Annotated in this window: 15 protein-coding genes and 2 tRNA genes; 8 read left to right on the forward strand and 9 right to left on the reverse strand. The window is 36.1% G+C overall.

What is annotated here, in order from left to right; translation table 11 throughout:
• Positions 1 to 56 precede the first annotated feature (56 nt).
• Complete coding sequence (locus tag ACFRAE_RS01835; protein ID WP_422795409.1) at positions 57 to 596, forward strand: OmpH family outer membrane protein; 540 nt, start codon at positions 57 to 59, stop codon at positions 594 to 596.
• A gap of 92 nt (positions 597 to 688) precedes the next feature.
• Positions 689 to 1,258 (forward strand): OmpH family outer membrane protein, encoded by a 570-nt coding sequence (locus ACFRAE_RS01840; protein WP_422795410.1) that lies wholly within the window; start codon positions 689 to 691, stop codon positions 1,256 to 1,258.
• A 96-nt stretch (positions 1,259 to 1,354) separates the two neighbouring features.
• Here ACFRAE_RS01840 and ACFRAE_RS01845 read toward each other — a convergent pair whose 3' ends face one another.
• Positions 1,355 to 3,046, reverse strand: coding sequence for a GMC oxidoreductase (locus tag ACFRAE_RS01845; protein WP_422795411.1), 1,692 nt, complete (start codon positions 3,044 to 3,046; stop codon positions 1,355 to 1,357).
• A gap of 290 nt (positions 3,047 to 3,336) precedes the next feature.
• On the opposite strand from ACFRAE_RS01845, the gene ACFRAE_RS01850 reads away from it, so the two are divergent.
• Together ACFRAE_RS01850 and ACFRAE_RS01855 are read left to right on the forward strand one after the other, a co-directional pair.
• A complete protein-coding gene (locus tag ACFRAE_RS01850; protein WP_422795412.1) occupies positions 3,337 to 4,629 on the forward strand; it encodes a 4Fe-4S dicluster domain-containing protein in 1,293 nt (430 codons plus the stop codon).
• 12 nt (positions 4,630 to 4,641) lie between these two features.
• A complete protein-coding gene (locus tag ACFRAE_RS01855) occupies positions 4,642 to 5,436 on the forward strand; it encodes a (Fe-S)-binding protein (protein WP_422795413.1) in 795 nt (264 codons plus the stop codon).
• Positions 5,437 to 5,476: 40 nt separating this feature from the next.
• Here the strand turns inward: ACFRAE_RS01855 and ACFRAE_RS01860 are convergent.
• The 5 genes from ACFRAE_RS01860 to ACFRAE_RS01880 form a co-directional block, all read right to left on the reverse strand.
• A tRNA-Leu gene (locus ACFRAE_RS01860) sits at positions 5,477 to 5,560 on the reverse strand.
• A gap of 57 nt (positions 5,561 to 5,617) precedes the next feature.
• A complete protein-coding gene (locus tag ACFRAE_RS01865; RefSeq protein ID WP_422795414.1) occupies positions 5,618 to 6,493 on the reverse strand; it encodes an exopolyphosphatase in 876 nt (291 codons plus the stop codon).
• Between the two features lie 76 nt (positions 6,494 to 6,569).
• Positions 6,570 to 7,592, reverse strand: a complete 1,023-nt coding sequence (locus ACFRAE_RS01870; protein WP_422795415.1) for a Gfo/Idh/MocA family oxidoreductase — start codon at positions 7,590 to 7,592, stop codon at positions 6,570 to 6,572.
• A 14-nt stretch (positions 7,593 to 7,606) separates the two neighbouring features.
• On the reverse strand, positions 7,607 to 8,227 hold the full coding sequence (locus tag ACFRAE_RS01875) for a hypothetical protein (protein ID WP_422795416.1): 621 nt from the start codon (positions 8,225 to 8,227) through the stop codon (positions 7,607 to 7,609).
• 79 nt (positions 8,228 to 8,306) lie between these two features.
• On the reverse strand, positions 8,307 to 10,883 hold the full coding sequence (locus ACFRAE_RS01880; RefSeq protein ID WP_422795417.1) for a phosphoenolpyruvate carboxylase: 2,577 nt from the start codon (positions 10,881 to 10,883) through the stop codon (positions 8,307 to 8,309).
• 241 nt (positions 10,884 to 11,124) lie between these two features.
• Here ACFRAE_RS01880 and ACFRAE_RS01885 point away from each other — a divergent pair, with 241 nt between their 5' ends.
• Positions 11,125 to 13,311 (forward strand): FUSC family membrane protein, encoded by a 2,187-nt coding sequence (locus ACFRAE_RS01885; RefSeq protein WP_422795418.1) that lies wholly within the window; start codon positions 11,125 to 11,127, stop codon positions 13,309 to 13,311.
• A complete protein-coding gene (locus ACFRAE_RS01890; protein ID WP_422795419.1) occupies positions 13,304 to 14,281 on the forward strand; it encodes a YpdA family putative bacillithiol disulfide reductase in 978 nt (325 codons plus the stop codon). The genes ACFRAE_RS01885 and ACFRAE_RS01890 overlap by 8 nt, the downstream gene beginning before the upstream one ends.
• On the opposite strand, the gene ACFRAE_RS01895 is transcribed toward ACFRAE_RS01890, so the two are convergent.
• Complete coding sequence (locus ACFRAE_RS01895) at positions 14,270 to 14,884, reverse strand: TetR/AcrR family transcriptional regulator (protein WP_422795420.1); 615 nt, start codon at positions 14,882 to 14,884, stop codon at positions 14,270 to 14,272. The two genes, ACFRAE_RS01890 and ACFRAE_RS01895, sit on opposite strands and share 12 nt — an antisense overlap.
• A 101-nt stretch (positions 14,885 to 14,985) precedes the next feature.
• Between ACFRAE_RS01895 and murB the strand changes: the two genes are divergently transcribed.
• Positions 14,986 to 16,002 (forward strand): UDP-N-acetylmuramate dehydrogenase, encoded by a 1,017-nt coding sequence (murB, locus tag ACFRAE_RS01900; protein ID WP_422795421.1) that lies wholly within the window; start codon positions 14,986 to 14,988, stop codon positions 16,000 to 16,002.
• 260 nt (positions 16,003 to 16,262) lie between these two features.
• Positions 16,263 to 16,778 carry an RNA polymerase sigma factor gene (locus ACFRAE_RS01905; RefSeq protein WP_422795422.1) on the forward strand — a complete coding sequence of 172 codons (516 nt, stop codon included), beginning with the start codon at positions 16,263 to 16,265 and terminating at the stop codon, positions 16,776 to 16,778.
• Between the two features lie 96 nt (positions 16,779 to 16,874).
• On the opposite strand, the gene ACFRAE_RS01910 is transcribed toward ACFRAE_RS01905, so the two are convergent.
• Together ACFRAE_RS01910 and ACFRAE_RS01915 are read right to left on the reverse strand one after the other, a co-directional pair.
• Positions 16,875 to 17,795, reverse strand: a complete 921-nt coding sequence (locus ACFRAE_RS01910; protein ID WP_422795423.1) for a PfkB family carbohydrate kinase — start codon at positions 17,793 to 17,795, stop codon at positions 16,875 to 16,877.
• Between the two features lie 62 nt (positions 17,796 to 17,857).
• Positions 17,858 to 17,931 (reverse strand) — tRNA-Asn (locus tag ACFRAE_RS01915).
• Positions 17,932 to 18,437: the final 506 nt, after the last annotated feature.

Consider the following 18,437-nt stretch of genomic DNA (forward strand, 5'->3'; position numbering starts at 1 on the left):
ATTAAACTTTTTATCTAAAATATTGTCATAGATAATAAATCATAAAAATTATTGATATGTTAGCGAAAAGAATAACCCTACTTGTCACCGTACTTATCCTAATGGGAGGTATGAGCTATGCCCAAAAACTTGCTTATGTAGATTCAGAATATATCATGAAACATATTCCTGAATACGCAACTGCCCAGAAAAAACTAGATGATTTATCGCAGCAGTGGCAAAAAGAGGTTGATAAACAATATGAAGATGTTGAACGCTTGTATCAAGCTTATCAACAAGATCAACCGCAATTAAGTCAAGATCTACGCAGAAGACGTGAGGATGATATTGTGAATAAAGAAAAAGCGGCTAAAGAATTTCAACGTACTAAATTTGGATTCGAAGGTGAATTATTTCAACAACGCGAAGTGTTAATGAAACCTATTCAAGCAAAAGTGGACAAGGCTTTGCAAGACTTGGCAGTTGCAGAACAAATAGACTTTATTTTCGATAAGAAAAGTGAAAATTCTTTCCTATATTCTAATCCGAAAATGGACAAAAGCAATGATGTCATAATTAAATTAGGGCTTAAGCCAAATCCGGCATTTGCAAACTAATTTTTTTTATTATACTTGTGACAGAATTTTAAAAATTAAATTAAACAATTAAAAAACTTATTTAGGATAAGTAATAGACTAACAAAAAAAGCATGAAAAATTTATTGAAAGGTGTAGCATTAGCATTTGGAATTTTATTGGTATCTAATGCTGTTAATGCGCAGCAAAAAGTAGGTCATATAAACACTGGAGTTTTAATTGAATCAACTCAGGATTATAAAAGTGCTGCGGCTACTCTAGAGAAATTGAGAGGGCAAAAAGATTCACTTTTGAATAACTTATATGTAGAGTATCAAAAGAAACAAACGGAAGCAAATGATAAAATGAGAAACAGAAGCGAAGCAAATAAAGATGCTATCGATGCTGAGGTTCAAAAAATTGCTACTGATTTACGTAGCATGGAAGAACGTATTCAACAAAGTCAACAAGCTGCTCAAGAAGAATTAGGTAAAAAACAACAAGAATTGTTTACTCCTATTCAAACGAAATTAAGAAATGCAATTAATGCAGTAGCCAAAGAAAAAGGTTATGCTTATGTATTAGATGTTGCAACTGGATCTGTTGCTTACTTTGATGGTGGTGATGATTTAAATGCAGATGTATTAACTAAATTAGGAGTTTCTCCAAGTGTTGCAACTCCAGCAGGTCCTGCAAAGAAATAATTTAGCTTATTATATTTAAAATATAAAAGGGGCATCGTATATACGATGCCCCTTCTCTTTGTGATGCTTTAAGTCTAAAGCAACCTAATCTTTTAATTACAAGTTTCCCTTCTTTAATTCTTCCATTGCATAATTAGCCGCTCTAGCCGTAAGGGCCATAAAGGTTATGGATGGATTTTGTGTTCCTGTGGAGGTCATGCAAGCGCCATCTGTAACGAATACATTTAAACAACTGTGCACTTGATTCCATTTATTGAGGATGGATGTTTTAGGGTCTAATCCCATACGTATTCCTCCCATTTCATGTATATCTAAACCTGGATTTTGCTTACTATTATGCGTATAAATATTTTTTACGCCAACGTATTCTAACATTTCTGATCCTTGATTTAGGAAGTCTTGCATACTCTTCTCATCGTTGTCATCATAGCCTACTGAGGTTATTAACTGAGGCATTCCAAAACTATCTTTTTTATCTGGACTTAATCGGACATGATTACTTTCTTTTGGAATGGTTTCTCCTTGCATCATCATGCCTACACCCCAACCTCCTACTTCACTTAAGCTGTCCTTAAATTCCGCACCTACTTGTGCTTCGCTGTATTTTCCACGTCCTCGATAGGCTGTGAAAAAGGAAGCATATCCTCTTTGGAAATCCATTTCTTGTTTTTTGACATTTCTAAAGTTTGGAATGATTGGTGCAGTTGGTCTTCTTCCGTAATAATAGTTATCTTCAAATCCTTCTATATTACCTCCCAGGGAGCCGAGGTAGTTATGAAAAGCAATATACTTCCCTAATACCCCAGAATCATTGCCTAATCCATTAGGGAATCTTGATGAAGTCGAATTTAAGAGGATCATATTTGATCCAAGTGTAGAGGCATTGACAAATATTACCTTGGCAAAATACGATGTACTCGCTAATGTTTCTGCATCAATCACCTCCACTCCTGATGCCTTTTGAGAATGATCGTCAAATAGGATGCTGGATACAATCGCGTTTGGTACTAAGGTTAAATTACCTGTTTTAGCTGCCCAAGGTAAGGTGGATGAATTGGAACTGAAATAACCCCCAAACGGACATCCTCGTTCGCACATGGTTCGGTTTTGACACTTTGCCCTACCCTGTTCCAGATGGATGGGTTGCGGGTCTGTAATGTGCGCACAGCGCCCAGCGATCACTTGCCTATCCGCATATTTCAAAGGTATTTTCTTTTGAATCATTTGCTCCACTGCATTTAAATCAAATGCAGGTAAGAATTCCCCATCTGGCATAAAAGGATTACCATCTCTATTTCCAGATACACCAATAAATTTCTCTACATGACTGTACCAGGGTGCAATATCCTGATATCGAATAGGCCAATCTACTGCAAAACCATCTCTTGCAGGACCTTCAAAATCAAAATCACTCCACCGCTGTACATTACGTGCCCACATGAGGGATTTCCCGCCTACATGGTATCCGCGTATCCAATCGAAGGGCTTTTCTTGAATATATTCTTGGTCCTTATCCTTCGTAAAAAAATGCATTGAATCTTCTCGAAAAGCATAGCACTTAGAAGCAATGGGGTTTTCATCTTTCAACTGTTTAGGGATTGTATTGTGGTGATCAAATTCCCAAATATCCATATTTGCTGTTGGATAGTCTTTAATGTGTTTGACATCTGGACCGCGTTCTAGCAAAAGTGTTTTAAACCCTTTTTCACAAAATTCCTTTGCAGCCCATCCTCCGGATATTCCAGAACCAATGACTATGACATCATAGGTATTGCTTTGTACAGCCATATATTATTTATTATCAGTTTAGGTGGATTTGAAAAATTTAGAAATAGAATATGCTCGTATTTCGATAATGATTCTTAATCCTTTAGGTAGTTTTCTATAGCAATTTACAAAACCTTCTTTAGATTAATAAAATTTTTAAAATCATTTTTAAGCTTTATTGCATACTATGTATTGAACTAATGCTCGTATTATGATCAAATCAGGCCAATTATTTTTAATCTTTCAAAATCTTTTATTATGCAAGCATAATAAAAGAGAATGATTATATTTGTTTACCTAAAATGTAAACTATGATTGCTCAAATAATTTTTGGAGTCCTACTCATTGTTGCTTTATATCTTTTTTATAAAAACGCCAGCAAGATTTACAGAAACATCTGTTTAGGAAAGCCTATTAACCGAACAGATCGTGCTTCAGAACGTATCAAAACGATGCTATTGGTTGCATTTGGGCAGAAGAAAATGTTTAAAAAACCCATTCCTGCATTCTTACATCTTTTTGTGTACGTAGGTTTTTGCATTATTAATATAGAGATGCTGGAAATTGTGATCGACGGTTTATTCGGCACTCATCGGGTATTATCCTTCTTAGGAGGTTTTTACGATATCCTCATTTATTCGTTCGAAATCTTAGCCGCTTTAGTTCTTTTGGGATGTATCGTGTTTATGATTCGTCGAAATATCATCAAAGTTCCTCGACTAAATCAGTCTGAATTAAACAATTGGCCTAAAACAGATGCCAACTTAATATTGACTGCTGAAATATTGTTGATGGCTGCCTTTTTATTGATGAATGCCGCAGATCTTAAACTTCAAGGTCTGGGGGCAATAAATTATCATGCGGTAGGCGCCTTCCCTATTAGTCAATATTTAACGGCCATTTTACCTTCGTCGATTGAAAGTCTAATCATCGTGGAGCGATTCTTTTGGTGGTTTCATATCATTGGGGTATTAGCCTTCTTGAATTATTTGCCGATTTCCAAACATCTTCATATTATTCTTGCTTTTCCGAATACGTATTTCTCGAAATTAGAACCTAAAGGGGAATTTAGCAATATGCCTTCCGTGACAGAAGAAGTAAAAGTGATGTTAGATCCTAGTCTGCCTCCCCCAACTGGAGAACCTAGTCGGTTTGGAGTTAAAGATGTTCAAGACCTAACTTGGAAGAATTTATTGGATGCCTATACCTGTACGGAATGTGGTCGTTGTACTGCTGCCTGTCCTGCTAATATCACCGGCAAAAAATTATCTCCAAGAAAAATAATGATGGATACTCGCGATCGATTGGTAGAAGTTGGGAAAAACACAAATGCTCAGGGAGAACCTGTAGAGGATCAAAAATCACTTTTAGACCACTACATCACTCGCGAAGAGATCTGGGCCTGTACAAGCTGTAATGCCTGTGTAGAGCAATGCCCTGTCAACATCAACCCCTTGGAAATAATCATAGGTTTAAGACAATATGCAGTGATGGAAGAATCTCAAGCACCATCGAGTATTAATAACATGCTTAGTAATTTAGAAAACAATGGTGCTCCATGGAAATATGCACAAGCTGATCGTGCAAATTGGACCAACCAATAAAAGAAAATGATTATGGAAAATGCAATACATATTCCCACGATGGCAGAATTGATAGCCAAAGGTGAGGTTCCAGATTTACTTTTCTGGGTAGGTTGTGCAGGTAGCTTCGATGAACGTGCGCAACGCATTACCCGAGACATCTGTAAAATATTACAGCATGTCGGTATAAAATATGCCATTCTTGGAACAGAGGAAAGCTGCACAGGAGATCCCGCTAAGCGTGCAGGAAATGAATTTTTATTTCAAATGCAAGCCATGATGAATATTCAGGTTTTGGATGCTTATGAAATAAAGAAAATAGTTACCGCATGTCCTCATTGTTTCAATACGCTTAAAAATGAATACCCTAGTTTAGGCGGCACCTATGAAGTCATTCATCATACGCAATTAATCCAATCCCTGATCGATGAAGGCAAATTAAAACCTGCCGATGGTCATGAATTCAAAGGTAAACGGATTACATATCATGATCCTTGTTATTTAGGTAGAGCCAATGAAGTATACGAAGCTCCTAGAAAAGCATTAGAAATTTTAGATGCTGATTTAGTAGAATTAAAGCGCTGTAAATCCAATGGACTGTGCTGTGGTGCTGGTGGTGCTCAAATGTTTAAAGAACCAGAACCCGGACTAAAAGACATCAATATGGAACGCATAGAAGATGTCTTGGAAAGCAAAGCAACGGTTGTTGCTGCTGCCTGTCCGTTTTGCATGACGATGCTTCGTGATGGTGTCAAAATGAAAGATAAGGAACAAGATATCCAAGTATTGGATATTGCCGAGATTACCGTAAAGGCAAACCGTTTATAACACAAAGGTCGAGATAATCTCGACCTTTGTGTTATAAAGGTACCCAGAAGCAGATTCGAACTGCCACGCCCATTCAGGCGCCACCCCCTCAAGATGGTGCGTCTACCAATTTCGCCACCTGGGTATTTATAGCGCAAAAATAATCTTTATTTTAAAATATGCAATTATTTTTTAGGAAGCCTTATTGAAAGTTTTTATTTATTAAAGTTTGAATGATACCATCAGCTAATCCAATTCTAGGTGCAGTGATATTTTTCAGATGACCTACCTTCATAATTGTTAAAAAGATTTCAGAAGCTGGTATGATAACATCGGCACGATCTTGCTTCAATTCTAATAAATTGATCCTATCCTTTAATGAATACGAATTTAAAAACAAATAAAGCGCTCGAAGTTTAGCATATGATATAGGTTTATCAGCTTTTTCATTGGCCATTCGAGATAACTTATTAATATTGCCTCCACTACCTATACCATAAATATTTTTATAGTTTTTAGTAATAGACTTCACCCATATTTTCATTTCGTCCCAAGTATCCGGGCTATCTTGATTATCCAGAATACGAATGGTTCCTAAATTAAAGGATTTGGAGGCAACCAATTCTGCATTGGCAAATAAAGAAATTTCAGTACTTCCACCACCAACATCAATGTAGAGATAAACTTTATTTTTATCCATACTGGTTTGGTTGTGTACATTATAGATAATTTGAGCCTCTACGGAACCATCAATGATTTCAATATCAATACCAACATCATGACATGCTTTCACCACATCAGCGCCATTCTTAGCATCGCGCATCGCTGAAGTAGCACAGGCCATATAGTCAGTCACTTTGTATACATCCATCAAATTGCGGAAGGCAGACATCGTTTTAACCATGCTATCAAATTTCCCTTCGGATATGTGTTGATGAATAAACGCATCATCCCCTAATCGAAGTGGAACACGTAATAATGTATTTTTATTGAAGGTAACTTCTTTCTCTCGTTCAATGATATCGGCAATCAATAATCGAACTGCATTGGAGCCAATATCTATAGCAGCGTATCTCACGTTATATTAAATTGAAATGTATACAATGTTAAGAATACTACATTAACTTATTGTAAACATAATATTAAATACTTGTTTATTTACTCGGTTCTAACACTTGTAACTGCCAGATAATGTGATCTCTCTTTACAAAATATGGCTTATTCAATCGGATTGATTCATACACTTCGTCAAACAAAGCCATATAATTACCTGCAATGGCTGGAATGGTAAAATATTCCACTTGACTTTGTTCCACTGCAATAGCCAATTCACCTGCATCTGCCGGATCTTCTAATCCATAAGCAGGATCATTCGGAAACATTCCTGCGATTAGTTGAGCTTCTTGCACATCACATCGTTTCTTAATAAAACTTCCCTTCGTACCATGCAATACAAAACTAGCTTGTGGATTTACAACCGATAAACTCGTTGTGATGTATACATTGACCCCACTAGCATAATTCAACATGAGCATTCCATAGTCATCAACTAAAGAATTAACCCGATAGGTATTTTTCACTTTACTGATTGACTTTGGTCTTCCAAACAACGAAATTGCTTGATCCAATAGATGAGACCCCAGATCATACAATATACCCGCAGCAGGACGAATAGTTTCTTTAAATACCTTTGCCCCAATTTCAGGTTTATATCGATCAAATCTTAAGTGCAATTCAATTGGACGTCCCACCAACTCTTCATCAATGATTTTCTTTAAGGCTAAAAAATCAGAATCATATCGCCTATTGTGAAAAGGCATAATCAATTTACCCTGTTCATCAGCCAATTGAAATAAATAATGAGCCTCTTCAACAGTCGGCGCAAAAGGTTTTTCAATCAAAACATGCTTACCTGCCTTCAATGCCTGAGCGGCAAATGCCACATGCGTGTCGTTTGGTGTATTGACAATGATGCACTCAATCGCATCATCGGCTAAAAGCTCTTCCACCGAATCATAACTCATCACCTGAGGATATAATTCCTGCGCAACTTTCTTTGTACGCTCCACAATAGCATGAAAATGAAACTGCGGATGAACCTCTATAAACGGCGCATGGAACACCCTTCCGGACATTCCATACGACAATATACCTGTAACAATCTTATTTTCAATCATTCAGATCTTTTATGTTAATGATGCCCATGTGCATCTTCTTTTCCTCCTAAAGCAGTATACAATGCCGCTACAGATTCTAATTTAGACTGAGCAAAATTTCTTAAATCTACATTTGTATTACGAGACAATCTTCCCAACTGTTTTTTAACAATAGCAACTTGATGTTGAGCATGTTGCAAATAACCCGCATCAGAATAACCTGTACCATGTGCTGCTCCAGCATGGTCATGATGTGCATGAACAGCTGTAGAATCTGCCGTTGAATCTGCCTCAACAGCTGCAGTTACTGCAGCATGTGCAGAAGGTGCAACAAATTTCTCTTGACCAAGAATAGGAAAATCAAAATGTAGTTTTACCCCTAGCGTATCCATTTGTGGAATCATTTCACTAAAAAATGCTGATACTTTGTTAGCAGCATCTTTTGCCTGTGCATTACCTACCGTTGCAACGTGTTTCGCATAATCCAATTCATAAGGAGCAATTGAGCCTACTTCTCTCAAAATAACATAAGCATCTCCATCAACCAAAGTAGTATGCGTATATTTCAATTGATTCTCATCTGCAGTTTTGAAAACACAAGAAGATAGCGTAGTACTTGCCAAAATGGCCGTAACAAATAAAGTATTTAATTTCATCACATTAATTTATTAAAATCAAAACAAAAATATAAAAATATCCCTATTTATGATCAATTCTGCCTAATTCAAATTCAATCTAAGCTAAATTTCTACCAGCATTTACGACACCATAAATTGTTCTGCCAATTAATTTGCGATAAACTTCAGCATTTTCTTCACTTACTTTTTTATTTTCCAACAAACGAATCGCATAATGTTGAATAATTAACAAGGGAAGAATAATTTTTTCACGCTCCATAATAGAGGCTTTTTCTACTGGATAATTCTCCATCAACTCATTCATACCTGTTAACTTCAACAAGAAGGATTTTGTTCTGTCGTATTCATCTTTTAACATCGTCCAGAATTCACCAAACTGTTTATCTTCTTTCATATAAGTCGTGATATTGAAGTTAGACTTTGTCATAGACATCATACAGTTATCAATCACGGTATTAAACATACCAGAAGTTTCGTACAAGTTTTTCACATAAGACCATAGGTTATTATCCTCAGCCCATTGCAAAGCCGTACCTACCCCATAAAATCCCGGAATATTTTGCTTCAATTGACTCCAAGAAGTCACAAAAGAAATCGCTCTTAAATCTTCCAAGCGTAACTCCCTGTCCGAATTTCTTTTTACAGGACGGCTGGAAATATTAATCGAAGAAAGCGCTTTTAAAGGACTTAATGTTTCCAAGTATTTCAAAAACAAAGGATGTTTTCTCAAGGCTAGGAATTTTTCATGGCTTTCTGCAGCCATGTGATCAATAACATCTTTTTGTTTTGGAGTTAAAGTATCTCCCACCTTTTGATGAAGATCTGAAATAATACCCGCATGAAGCAGTTGTTCAATATTATATTTCGCCGAATCTAAGGAGCCATATTGACTACTGATGGTTTGTCCTTGAATCGTCAATTGAATATGGTTGTTTTCAATTTCTTTACCCATAGATGCGTAGAAACGTTGTGTTTTACCACCACCACGTGCTGGAGGGCCTCCACGACCATCAAAAAACACCAAGTCTACATCATATTCCCTTGAAATGGCTGTTAATTCAATTTTAGCTTTATAAATAGACCAGTTAGCCATCAAATAGCCCCCGTCTTTGGTACTATCTGAGAAGCCTAACATGATGGTTTGTTTATTTGCCCGTTTTTTCAAATGCTTTGCATAAGCCGGATTGCTATATAGGCTACGCATCACATCCGCAGCATGTTTTAAATCATCTACCGTTTCAAATAGAGGAACAAAATCCATAGACAGCTCTTCCTTACTCCAACCTTGCCATAAAAATAATTGCATCAAACCTAAAATATCAGATGCTTTTTGACAATTACTGATGATAAATCGTTGAACTGCACGCTCACTACCAGAAGCTTGTATACCTTTAATTAGTTGAATCACTTTAATGGTATCCTCTACCAAAGGATCTACGGTACCTTGCAAGGCTAGGTTCGCTTCGGTAAATTGGATAGATTTCTCTTTTGCATCTTCATTTCCTTTAACTGCCGTAATATCAATTCCCGTTTCTTCAGGATAAGTTGCTGCAAGCCAATCAAAAGTATCCCGTAAAGCGCTACTGTCTTGTCGAATGTCTAAGGTTGTGAAATAGCAACCAAAAGTTTGAACCTTACGTTTCAAATCTTCTACCAATTCCACAAATAAACCATTATGATCTTCATTGAGCACACGGATTACTTCCGACAGATTAAATAAAATTGTTTCGGTCTCATCGATTGGGTTTTCACTCGGATTGAAACTATTATCATAAAACAAGTTTTGAAGGTTGTCCAAATATTTTTCAACCCCTCTAAAAGTAATTCTACGTTTTACGATTCTAAAATCACGATAATAACACCTGAATAAGATCGTCCTCAATAAGGTGGCTACCTTTTTCGTACTTTCCCAAGTCACATTCGGATTCCCATCACGGTCTCCGCCTGGCCAAAAACCAAGTTCAATAAGTTGGCTGGTATCATCTGCCGAGATCTCTAGTTCGTTATCTATTTTCGCTTGAATCTCCGAAGCGACACGGTAGAATACATTTTCTAAATACCAAGCAAGACTTATTGCTTCATCTACTGGTGTAGGTTTTTCTTTATTGATAAAAGGAGTTTTTCCTAATTGTTGGAGCAACAAATGAATTTGAGGAATATCATTTTTCTTCAATTCATCTATTAAATCATTTATGATAGATAAAACAGGACCAGGATAGAATTGCGTAGGATGTGCTGTTAAAACTAATCGAACAGACATTTCCTTTAAACGTTCTACGATTTGTTTTTTTACTTGCGGATTGGATTGAGCCACTCTAAAGATGGATTCAATACCACCAGTCTCGTCGCTTTTTCCTACAGCCCTAAATGCAGAATCCTCTACCGCATCAAATAATACAACTTGTCTTTCCACATATTGTACAATACGGAATAATAAATCCAAACGATCATCTTCTTGCACGTACTGCTCATATTGTCCAAAAAAACTTTCAATGATAACTTCAGGAGATTGATGCTCCTCTACCCCCTTTTCACAATGGGTCGTAAAGAAAGGCAATAAGGTTCCTGTATGCTTAACACGCTGAAATGGCAATGTTAAGAATAGACTTTTGAATAAATCAAATCTTGTCAATACTTCATTTTGAAAGGCAGCTTTTTTCTGACTTAATCTCATAGTTATAATTTAGTATCATGTAATAAATCCCATTAGCAAGGATTTGCTGGGTACAAAGGTATCAAATTAATACATTTTTATCAGACTAATTGTAATTTTTACACTTTTCAAATAATTCCATTATTAATTTTACAAATATTATTGCGTTTTTATAGATGAATTTATTCAGAATAATTATAAAATTCAATCGTCTTTCGACCGATAATTCGTATAGGCTTATGTATCTTTGCAACGTAAAGTAATGAAAAAGACGAAAGAAATAAGCAATTTTTTTTACGGGCAGTATTTTGCTGATGGATTACGCATCACCATAGGCTGTATTGTACCTATTCTCATCTGCGCAACGCTAGGAAAATTTCTATTAGGCACCTATATTTCCCTTGGTGCACTATTAGTTGGTTTATCCGATACCCCTGGAGCACCGAGTCATCGACGTACAGGGATGATAGCGAGTTTTATCATTTGTCTTGCTACACAATTTCTTACCGTGCTCGTGAATGCGAATATGTGGCTAATGGCGATCCTCCTTGGAGGACTCTGTTTTATATACTCCATGTTTGCCGTATTCAATGCACGTGCGGCAACTGTAGGATCCATGGGCATCCTGATTATGCTTATTAATATCGAGGATTCTAAAACGCTGGAAGAAGAGTGGCTATTTCTTCTGTACTTTACCATAGGAGGTTTGTGGTACATGCTCATTAGTTTTTCCATCACCCAAGTACGGCCATACCGGCTCGCTCAACAAGAACTTTCCGAATCCATTCGGCATGTCGCCGATTTTATACGATTAAGAGCCAAGTTTTACGATACCCGCATAGCGATTGATGAGAACTACAGTAAGCTTATTGAGAAGCAGATCGTCGTGCATGAACACCAAGAAAATGTGCGTGATTTATTGTTTCAATCAAAAAGATCCATCAAAGACACCACCAAAATAGGTCGTTTTCTAACCCTTACCTTTAACGATGTAGTCGATTTATTTGAACAAGCGATGACTACACATTACGATTATGAACAAATACGAAAAGTATATGGGCATACTGGTATTTTAAAAGATTTTAAAATAGTATTGATAAAAATTGCCAGTGAATTAGATCATTTAGCCTATCAATTAAATGCAAATAGGGTTCCTAAACCGATGTATGATTTTAATGAAGATATCGATCACCTTTTAATATCCATTGAAAAAATTGATCATCGCGAAGGCTTAAATACCATCCCTTTAAAAAAGATTTTAATCAGCATTCGTAGCATCAGCATTTTTATTCACAACATTTACAATTATTCGGTTATTCGTCCCAATCAAATCCAGAAACAGGAAATTGAAGAAGCAAATAAATTTATTCAGACCGAACATATTGAATGGAAAAAATTCAGAAATAATTTAGCCTTAGATTCCAGTATTTTTAGGCATGCCTTGCGCATGGCTATTGTCATGTCAGGCACCTACATTATTCTCAATCTAAACGATTTCAATGCAGGAAATATGGGGTCATTTTGGGTTTTACTCACCATCATGGTGATCTTAAAGCCTGGTTTTGGCTTAACCAAAGAGCGTAATGTTCAACGGCTATTAGGCACGGTGATCGGGGGTGTTATTGGCGCATTGGTGCTCATGACGATTCATTCCGAAGTCATTCGATTTATTCTACTGATTTTCTTCTTTCTCACCGCATATAGCTTATTTCGGGTGAATTACATTATGGCTGTCCTATTCATGACACCATATGTCTTAATCATGTTAAGCTTTTCAGGAGTGAACACTGTTGATGTTGCCAAAGAACGAATTTTTGACACTTTTCTAGGAGGAATGATCGCTTTTATTTCCAGCTACATTATTTTTCCCAACTGGGAAAGTTTCCAAATTAAAAGCAATATTCGAAAGTTATTGATAGCGAATTATCGATATTTAGCACAAGCGATTCATTTATTGGCCGGCGAAGAAATATCGGTAACCAATTACAAACTCACTCGAAAAGAAATCTATATCAGCTCTGCCAATATGGGATCTACTTTTCAGCGCATGCTTTCGGAACCCAAATGGAGACAAAAAAGCACGAAAGAAGTAAATAAAATTGTCATATTAAACCACATCCTTTCCTCCTACGGTGCTACACTACTTACCAGTATTAACGAGGCTACAGACAGTAATTATACCAAAGAGCATGTGGTGTTATTAAAGAAAATACTTTCTAATTTAGCCAAGTCTATTGAAGCCGTCATGGAAAAGGATGACATTAGCTTTCAAGAAGAAAAGAATTTCCCCGAACTTACGGTGGAAACCTTGGATCCAGCAGAATCCAAGTTAATTACAGAACAACTGCAATTTTTAAATAAAATAACAGCAGATTTATACAAATCCACGCTAGAGGTGATTCAAAAAGAATCTGTAGAACAGGAACAAATGGCAGCTATAAATGGATAAAATCATCGATGTATTGATTGTTGGAGCCGGACCCATCGGGTTGGCTTGCGGCATAGAAGCGATAAAAAATAAACTAACTCATGTGATCCTTGAAAAAGGCTGTTTGGTAAATTCTCTTTTCAACTATCCCGTAAACATGACCTTTTTTTCTACTTCTGAACGGCTAGAAATTGGGAATACTCCTTTTGTCACCACCAATCCCAAACCCAGACGTAGTGAGGCCTTAGAATATTACCGACGCATAGAACAGCAATTTCAGTTAAACACCAAATTATTTGAGGAAGTTATGGAAGTTGTTAAAAAAGATGGGCTTTTTTATGTGCAAAGCACAAAATCAAATTATATCGCTAGACATGTCATTATTGCCACAGGTTTTTATGATATTCCAATGAATTTAAATGTCCCTGGTGAAGATTTGAATAAAGTAAAGCATTATTACGATGATCCGCATTATTACGCTAAGCAACATGTAATTGTAGTGGGCTCTAGCAACTCTTCAGTAGATGCCGCATTGGAGACCTTCCGTAAAGGTGCCCAAGTTACCATGGTTATTCGCGGATCAGAAATTAGTCCCAGAGTAAAATATTGGGTAAAGCCAGATATTGAAAATCGAATCGCATCTGGAGAAATTAAAGCTTACTTTCAATCTTCTATTATAGCAATAGCAAAAGATTCTGTACAAATTCAAACAGCATCAGAAATACGAACCATTCCCAATGATTTTGTTTTAGCCTTAACCGGCTACCGGCCAAATTTTGAATTTCTGAAAAAGATTGGTATTGACTTGCAAGAAGATGATGCTTGTATTCCGACACATAATCCGGAAACTATGGAAACCAATATCAACAATCTTTATTTAGCGGGGGTGGTCTGTGGTGGATTAAATACGCATCTATGGTTTATAGAAAATTCGAGGATACATGCAGAACAGATTGTACAACATATTGTTCAACAAAAATTACTTTCTTAAACCATCTATAAAGATTTTACCTAATTTCTTTTGTAAGGTAAGGATGTAATCAAATTCTTCCTTGGAAGGTGGGAAAAATATATTTTTATATTCTTTTAGCACCCCTACCCGCATTCCCAATAAAGAAATCTGCAATAACTTTGCCGTTAAATCCAAATCTTCTATAGGCTTCAGTTCTCCATTCACAATGCCTTTCTCCAGAAGGTCTCGAACTTGTAGAATCTGCTTTTCAAATAATACAGGTAAAATATTTTCCAAATCTACAGGCATATCATTTCGCAATGAAAATGGAAACTCGAAAATGTTGTAATTTTCCTTGATAATACGCAAACGCACATCTAAAAAATCCTCTAATGCAGACATGACATCGGTAGCCTCTCGAATAATGACAGCACACTCTTGTAACACCTCTTCATTGGCCATTTCCAATACCGCGGCATATAAGCTATTCTTATCCGGAAAGTAATAATATAAAAGTGCTTTAGAAAAACTTAAATCTTGCGCGATTTCTGCCATGGTCGTTTTCGCTAAACCATAATGTGCAAATCGCTTTTTTGCTGCTTCTAAAATCCTTAAACGTTTAGCATCTGTATTCTTAGCCATGAACAATTAAATTCGATAATAAAACTGTGTTTCCCTATATTTACAGCCATATAACTAAGGTAGCTGATTTTTTCGAACTTTTAAAAGATTCGGTCAAAAAAATGAAAAACGAAATCCAACAACAATTCCCACTTAAACCCCTGAATACATTTGGTATTGAGGCAAACGCCGCAAAATATATCTCCATAGAAAATGAAACGATGCTACCAGCATTGTATAATACAGGAGCATTTTCTTCAAAATTCTTTGTTTTAGGTGGAGGAAGCAATGTTTTATTTACCCAAGATTACGATGGTCTTATTGTTCATATGCGTAATAAAAGTATTCATCATTTCATTGAAGGTAATTTCGTTTACGTAACAGCTGCAGCCGGGGAAATATGGAATGACCTGGTTTGGTATTGTATTCATCATGATTTTGCGGGTCTGGAGAATATGGCTTTAATACCTGGCACAGTAGGTGCATCCCCTATTCAAAACATTGGAGCCTATGGGCAAGAACTCATGCACATCTTTTACTCCTGTAGTGCTTTTGATACACAAACTGGAGCTTTCGTCACGTTCAACAATCAAGATTGCCAATTTTCTTATCGAGATAGCATCTTCAAAAAAGAATGGAAAGGACGCTACATTATCTGTAGTGTAACCTATAAACTACCCATACATGCAGCCATCAACATAAGTTATGGTGCTATAACCTCCGAATTAAACCATAGAAATATCGTACAGCCGACTATAAAAGACGTCGCAGAAGTAGTTTCTTTTATCCGTGTTGAAAAATTGCCTGATCCATCAACCGTTGGCAATGCAGGAAGTTTCTTTAAAAATCCGATCATTTCTCAAGAGCAATTCTTAGAGCTACAGCATAAATTTCCAGAAATAGTACATTATCCCCTTAACAACAACGAATATAAATTAGCTGCAGGTTGGCTTATTGAAGCTTGTGGATGGAAAGGAAAACAGATAGGACAAGCAGCCGTGTGGAAAAATCAAGCTTTAGTATTAACAAATGCGGGCGAAGCCACTGGAAATGAGATTTTTAATTTATCGTCTAGAATTGTAGACGATGTGTACCTACAATTTGGGGTAAAATTAGATCGGGAAGTAAATATATTGTAAAAGTTTTCCACATTTTCGTAACGACTATATTTTTTAGCTATAACTAAAATAACTAAGATTACTCATACTTAGACGTAATAGATTTTTAAATTTTTGATTTCTTATAACGAAATTCAATAAAAATTTTCCAAATTTTCCACCATTCACGAAAATTTCAGCACAACTATTGTCCTTATAGCGTACACTCATATTCAATAATAAAGACAAATTATTGAATAATGTTTGCTAGAACATTTAACTATACTATAATCGCTAATTGTATGAACAAACATGAATTTAATGCCCTAGTTATTCAGCAATCGGAATCGTTGAAAATGTATGCTAAAAACTTTACACGCGATCACGAGGATGCTAATGACTTGGTGCAAGATACGTTGCTCAAGGCAGTCACGTATTTTAAAAATTTCAGAGATGGAACAAATCTTCGCGGATGGTTATACACCATTATGAAAAACACGTTTATTAACAATTACCGTCGGGTAGTAAAAACCAATTCTTTTATCACGAAAGAGGATGAAATTTCCCAAACAAATTTAGTCGTGTCTGCGACGAAAAATAAAGGGGAAAATAAATTTGTTATCGAAGATATTCATTATGCCTTATCCAAACTATCTGATGAATATTACATCCCATTTACGATGTATTTCGAAGGGTATAAATACCATGAGATTTCCGATCACTTGAAAATCCCTATAGGTACCGTCAAAACACGCATACACGTGGCGAGAAAATCAATGAAGAAAACTTTGTCGGCTTATAAATATGAAGTGGAATAAACTCCCACTTCATCGCTAAAATTGTGATTTTATTTGAAGTCTAAATAAAATCTAGTACAATATATTTTTTTACTGCTTTAAATTTGAGATAAGCTATTATTCGCTTATCTCAAATTTAGCTAATTGCACAAATTGTTGAATTCGTGTTGCAATTTCAGCCTCGCTCAAATTTTGTATTTTTTCCGTTCCAAATTTCTCAACACAGAAAGATGCTAAAGCCGATCCGAAAATCAAGGCATTTTTCATATTGTTAAAGTTTACGGATTGTAACTTAGCTAAGTAGCCAATAAATCCACCAGCGAATGAATCGCCAGCACCTGTAGGATCAAAAACATCAGCTAATGGCAAAGCCGGAGCAGAAAATACTTGACCTTCCCCAAACAACAATGCACCATGCTCTCCTTTTTTAATAATGAGGTATTTTGGACCCATTTGAAGGATTTTTTCTGCTGCTTTCACTAAAGAGTACTCTCCAGACAATTGGCGAGCTTCAGCATCATTAATCGTCAAAACATCAACCTTCTTTAATACCGTTAATAAACCGTCCAAGGCAACATCCATCCAGAAATTCATGGTATCTAACACCACTAACTTCGGTTTATTTTCCAAACGCTCTAAAGTTGCTAGCTGTACTGCAGGGGTTAAATTTCCTAATAACAAATACTCACAATCTTGGTAAGAAGCAGGTATTTTAGGGTCAAAGTCTGCTAATACATTTAATTCGGTAACCAAGGTATCCCGACTATTCATATCATTGTGGTATTTTCCAGCCCAGAAAAATGATTTACCTCCAGGAATAATTTCTACTCCTTCGGTAGTGATGTTTCTAGATTTTAAGATATTTAAGTTTTCTTCACCAAAATCTTCACCAATAACACTAATTAATTTTACGTCTGGGAAAAGATACGAAGCTGCTAAACCTGCGTATGTGGCAGCACCGCCCACTATTTTATCTGATTTACCAAATGGAGTTTCAATGGCATCAAAAGCAACTGTTCCTACGATTACTAAACTCATCGATATAGTTATATATGTATAAAAAAAATGCCGACTAAAAAGCCGGCTTTATTTAATTTTTGCTCCTGAAGCTGGGCTCGAACCAGCGACCCTCTGATTAACAGTCAGATGCTCTAACCAACTGAGCTATTCAGGAATTTGCTAGGAATAACAACGTGTTATTCTGAAAGTGGTACAAAAATACGCTTTTAGTTATTAAGGTGCAAACATTTTGTTAAAAAAATAAGAAGTAAAAGTGCATTTAACTGCAACCGCATCAGTTTGAATAGGTTATCGGTCTATTTTTTTCATTTGATTGGAGATCATTGATTAGAAATTCCGTTTTTTCATACCTTACAACTTCTTCTTTAGAAATAGGCTCCTTATTTTATTTCTTAACTGCGCATGCATAGTTGGTCATTTTAATCGATGCTGGAACATATTTATTAAAAAAACTTTCAAAAAAAAATCAATTTTCCGATTTAATATTTTCTCCAATTCTGATCTCCCTCGGATCTCCTTCGGATCATCTACGGAAATTAGACGCAACAAGCACGGTAAAGACCGAACAAAATCCAATTAAGCTCCATTCCAATCCCTAAATAGAATTGGGAATAACAGCGAGATATCGTAGCGGATTAATCCTGCTGACGGCTGTGTTAA

The sequence above is a fragment of the Sphingobacterium sp. HJSM2_6 genome, from assembly GCF_049316305.1.
GTDB lineage: Bacteria > Bacteroidota > Bacteroidia > Sphingobacteriales > Sphingobacteriaceae > Sphingobacterium.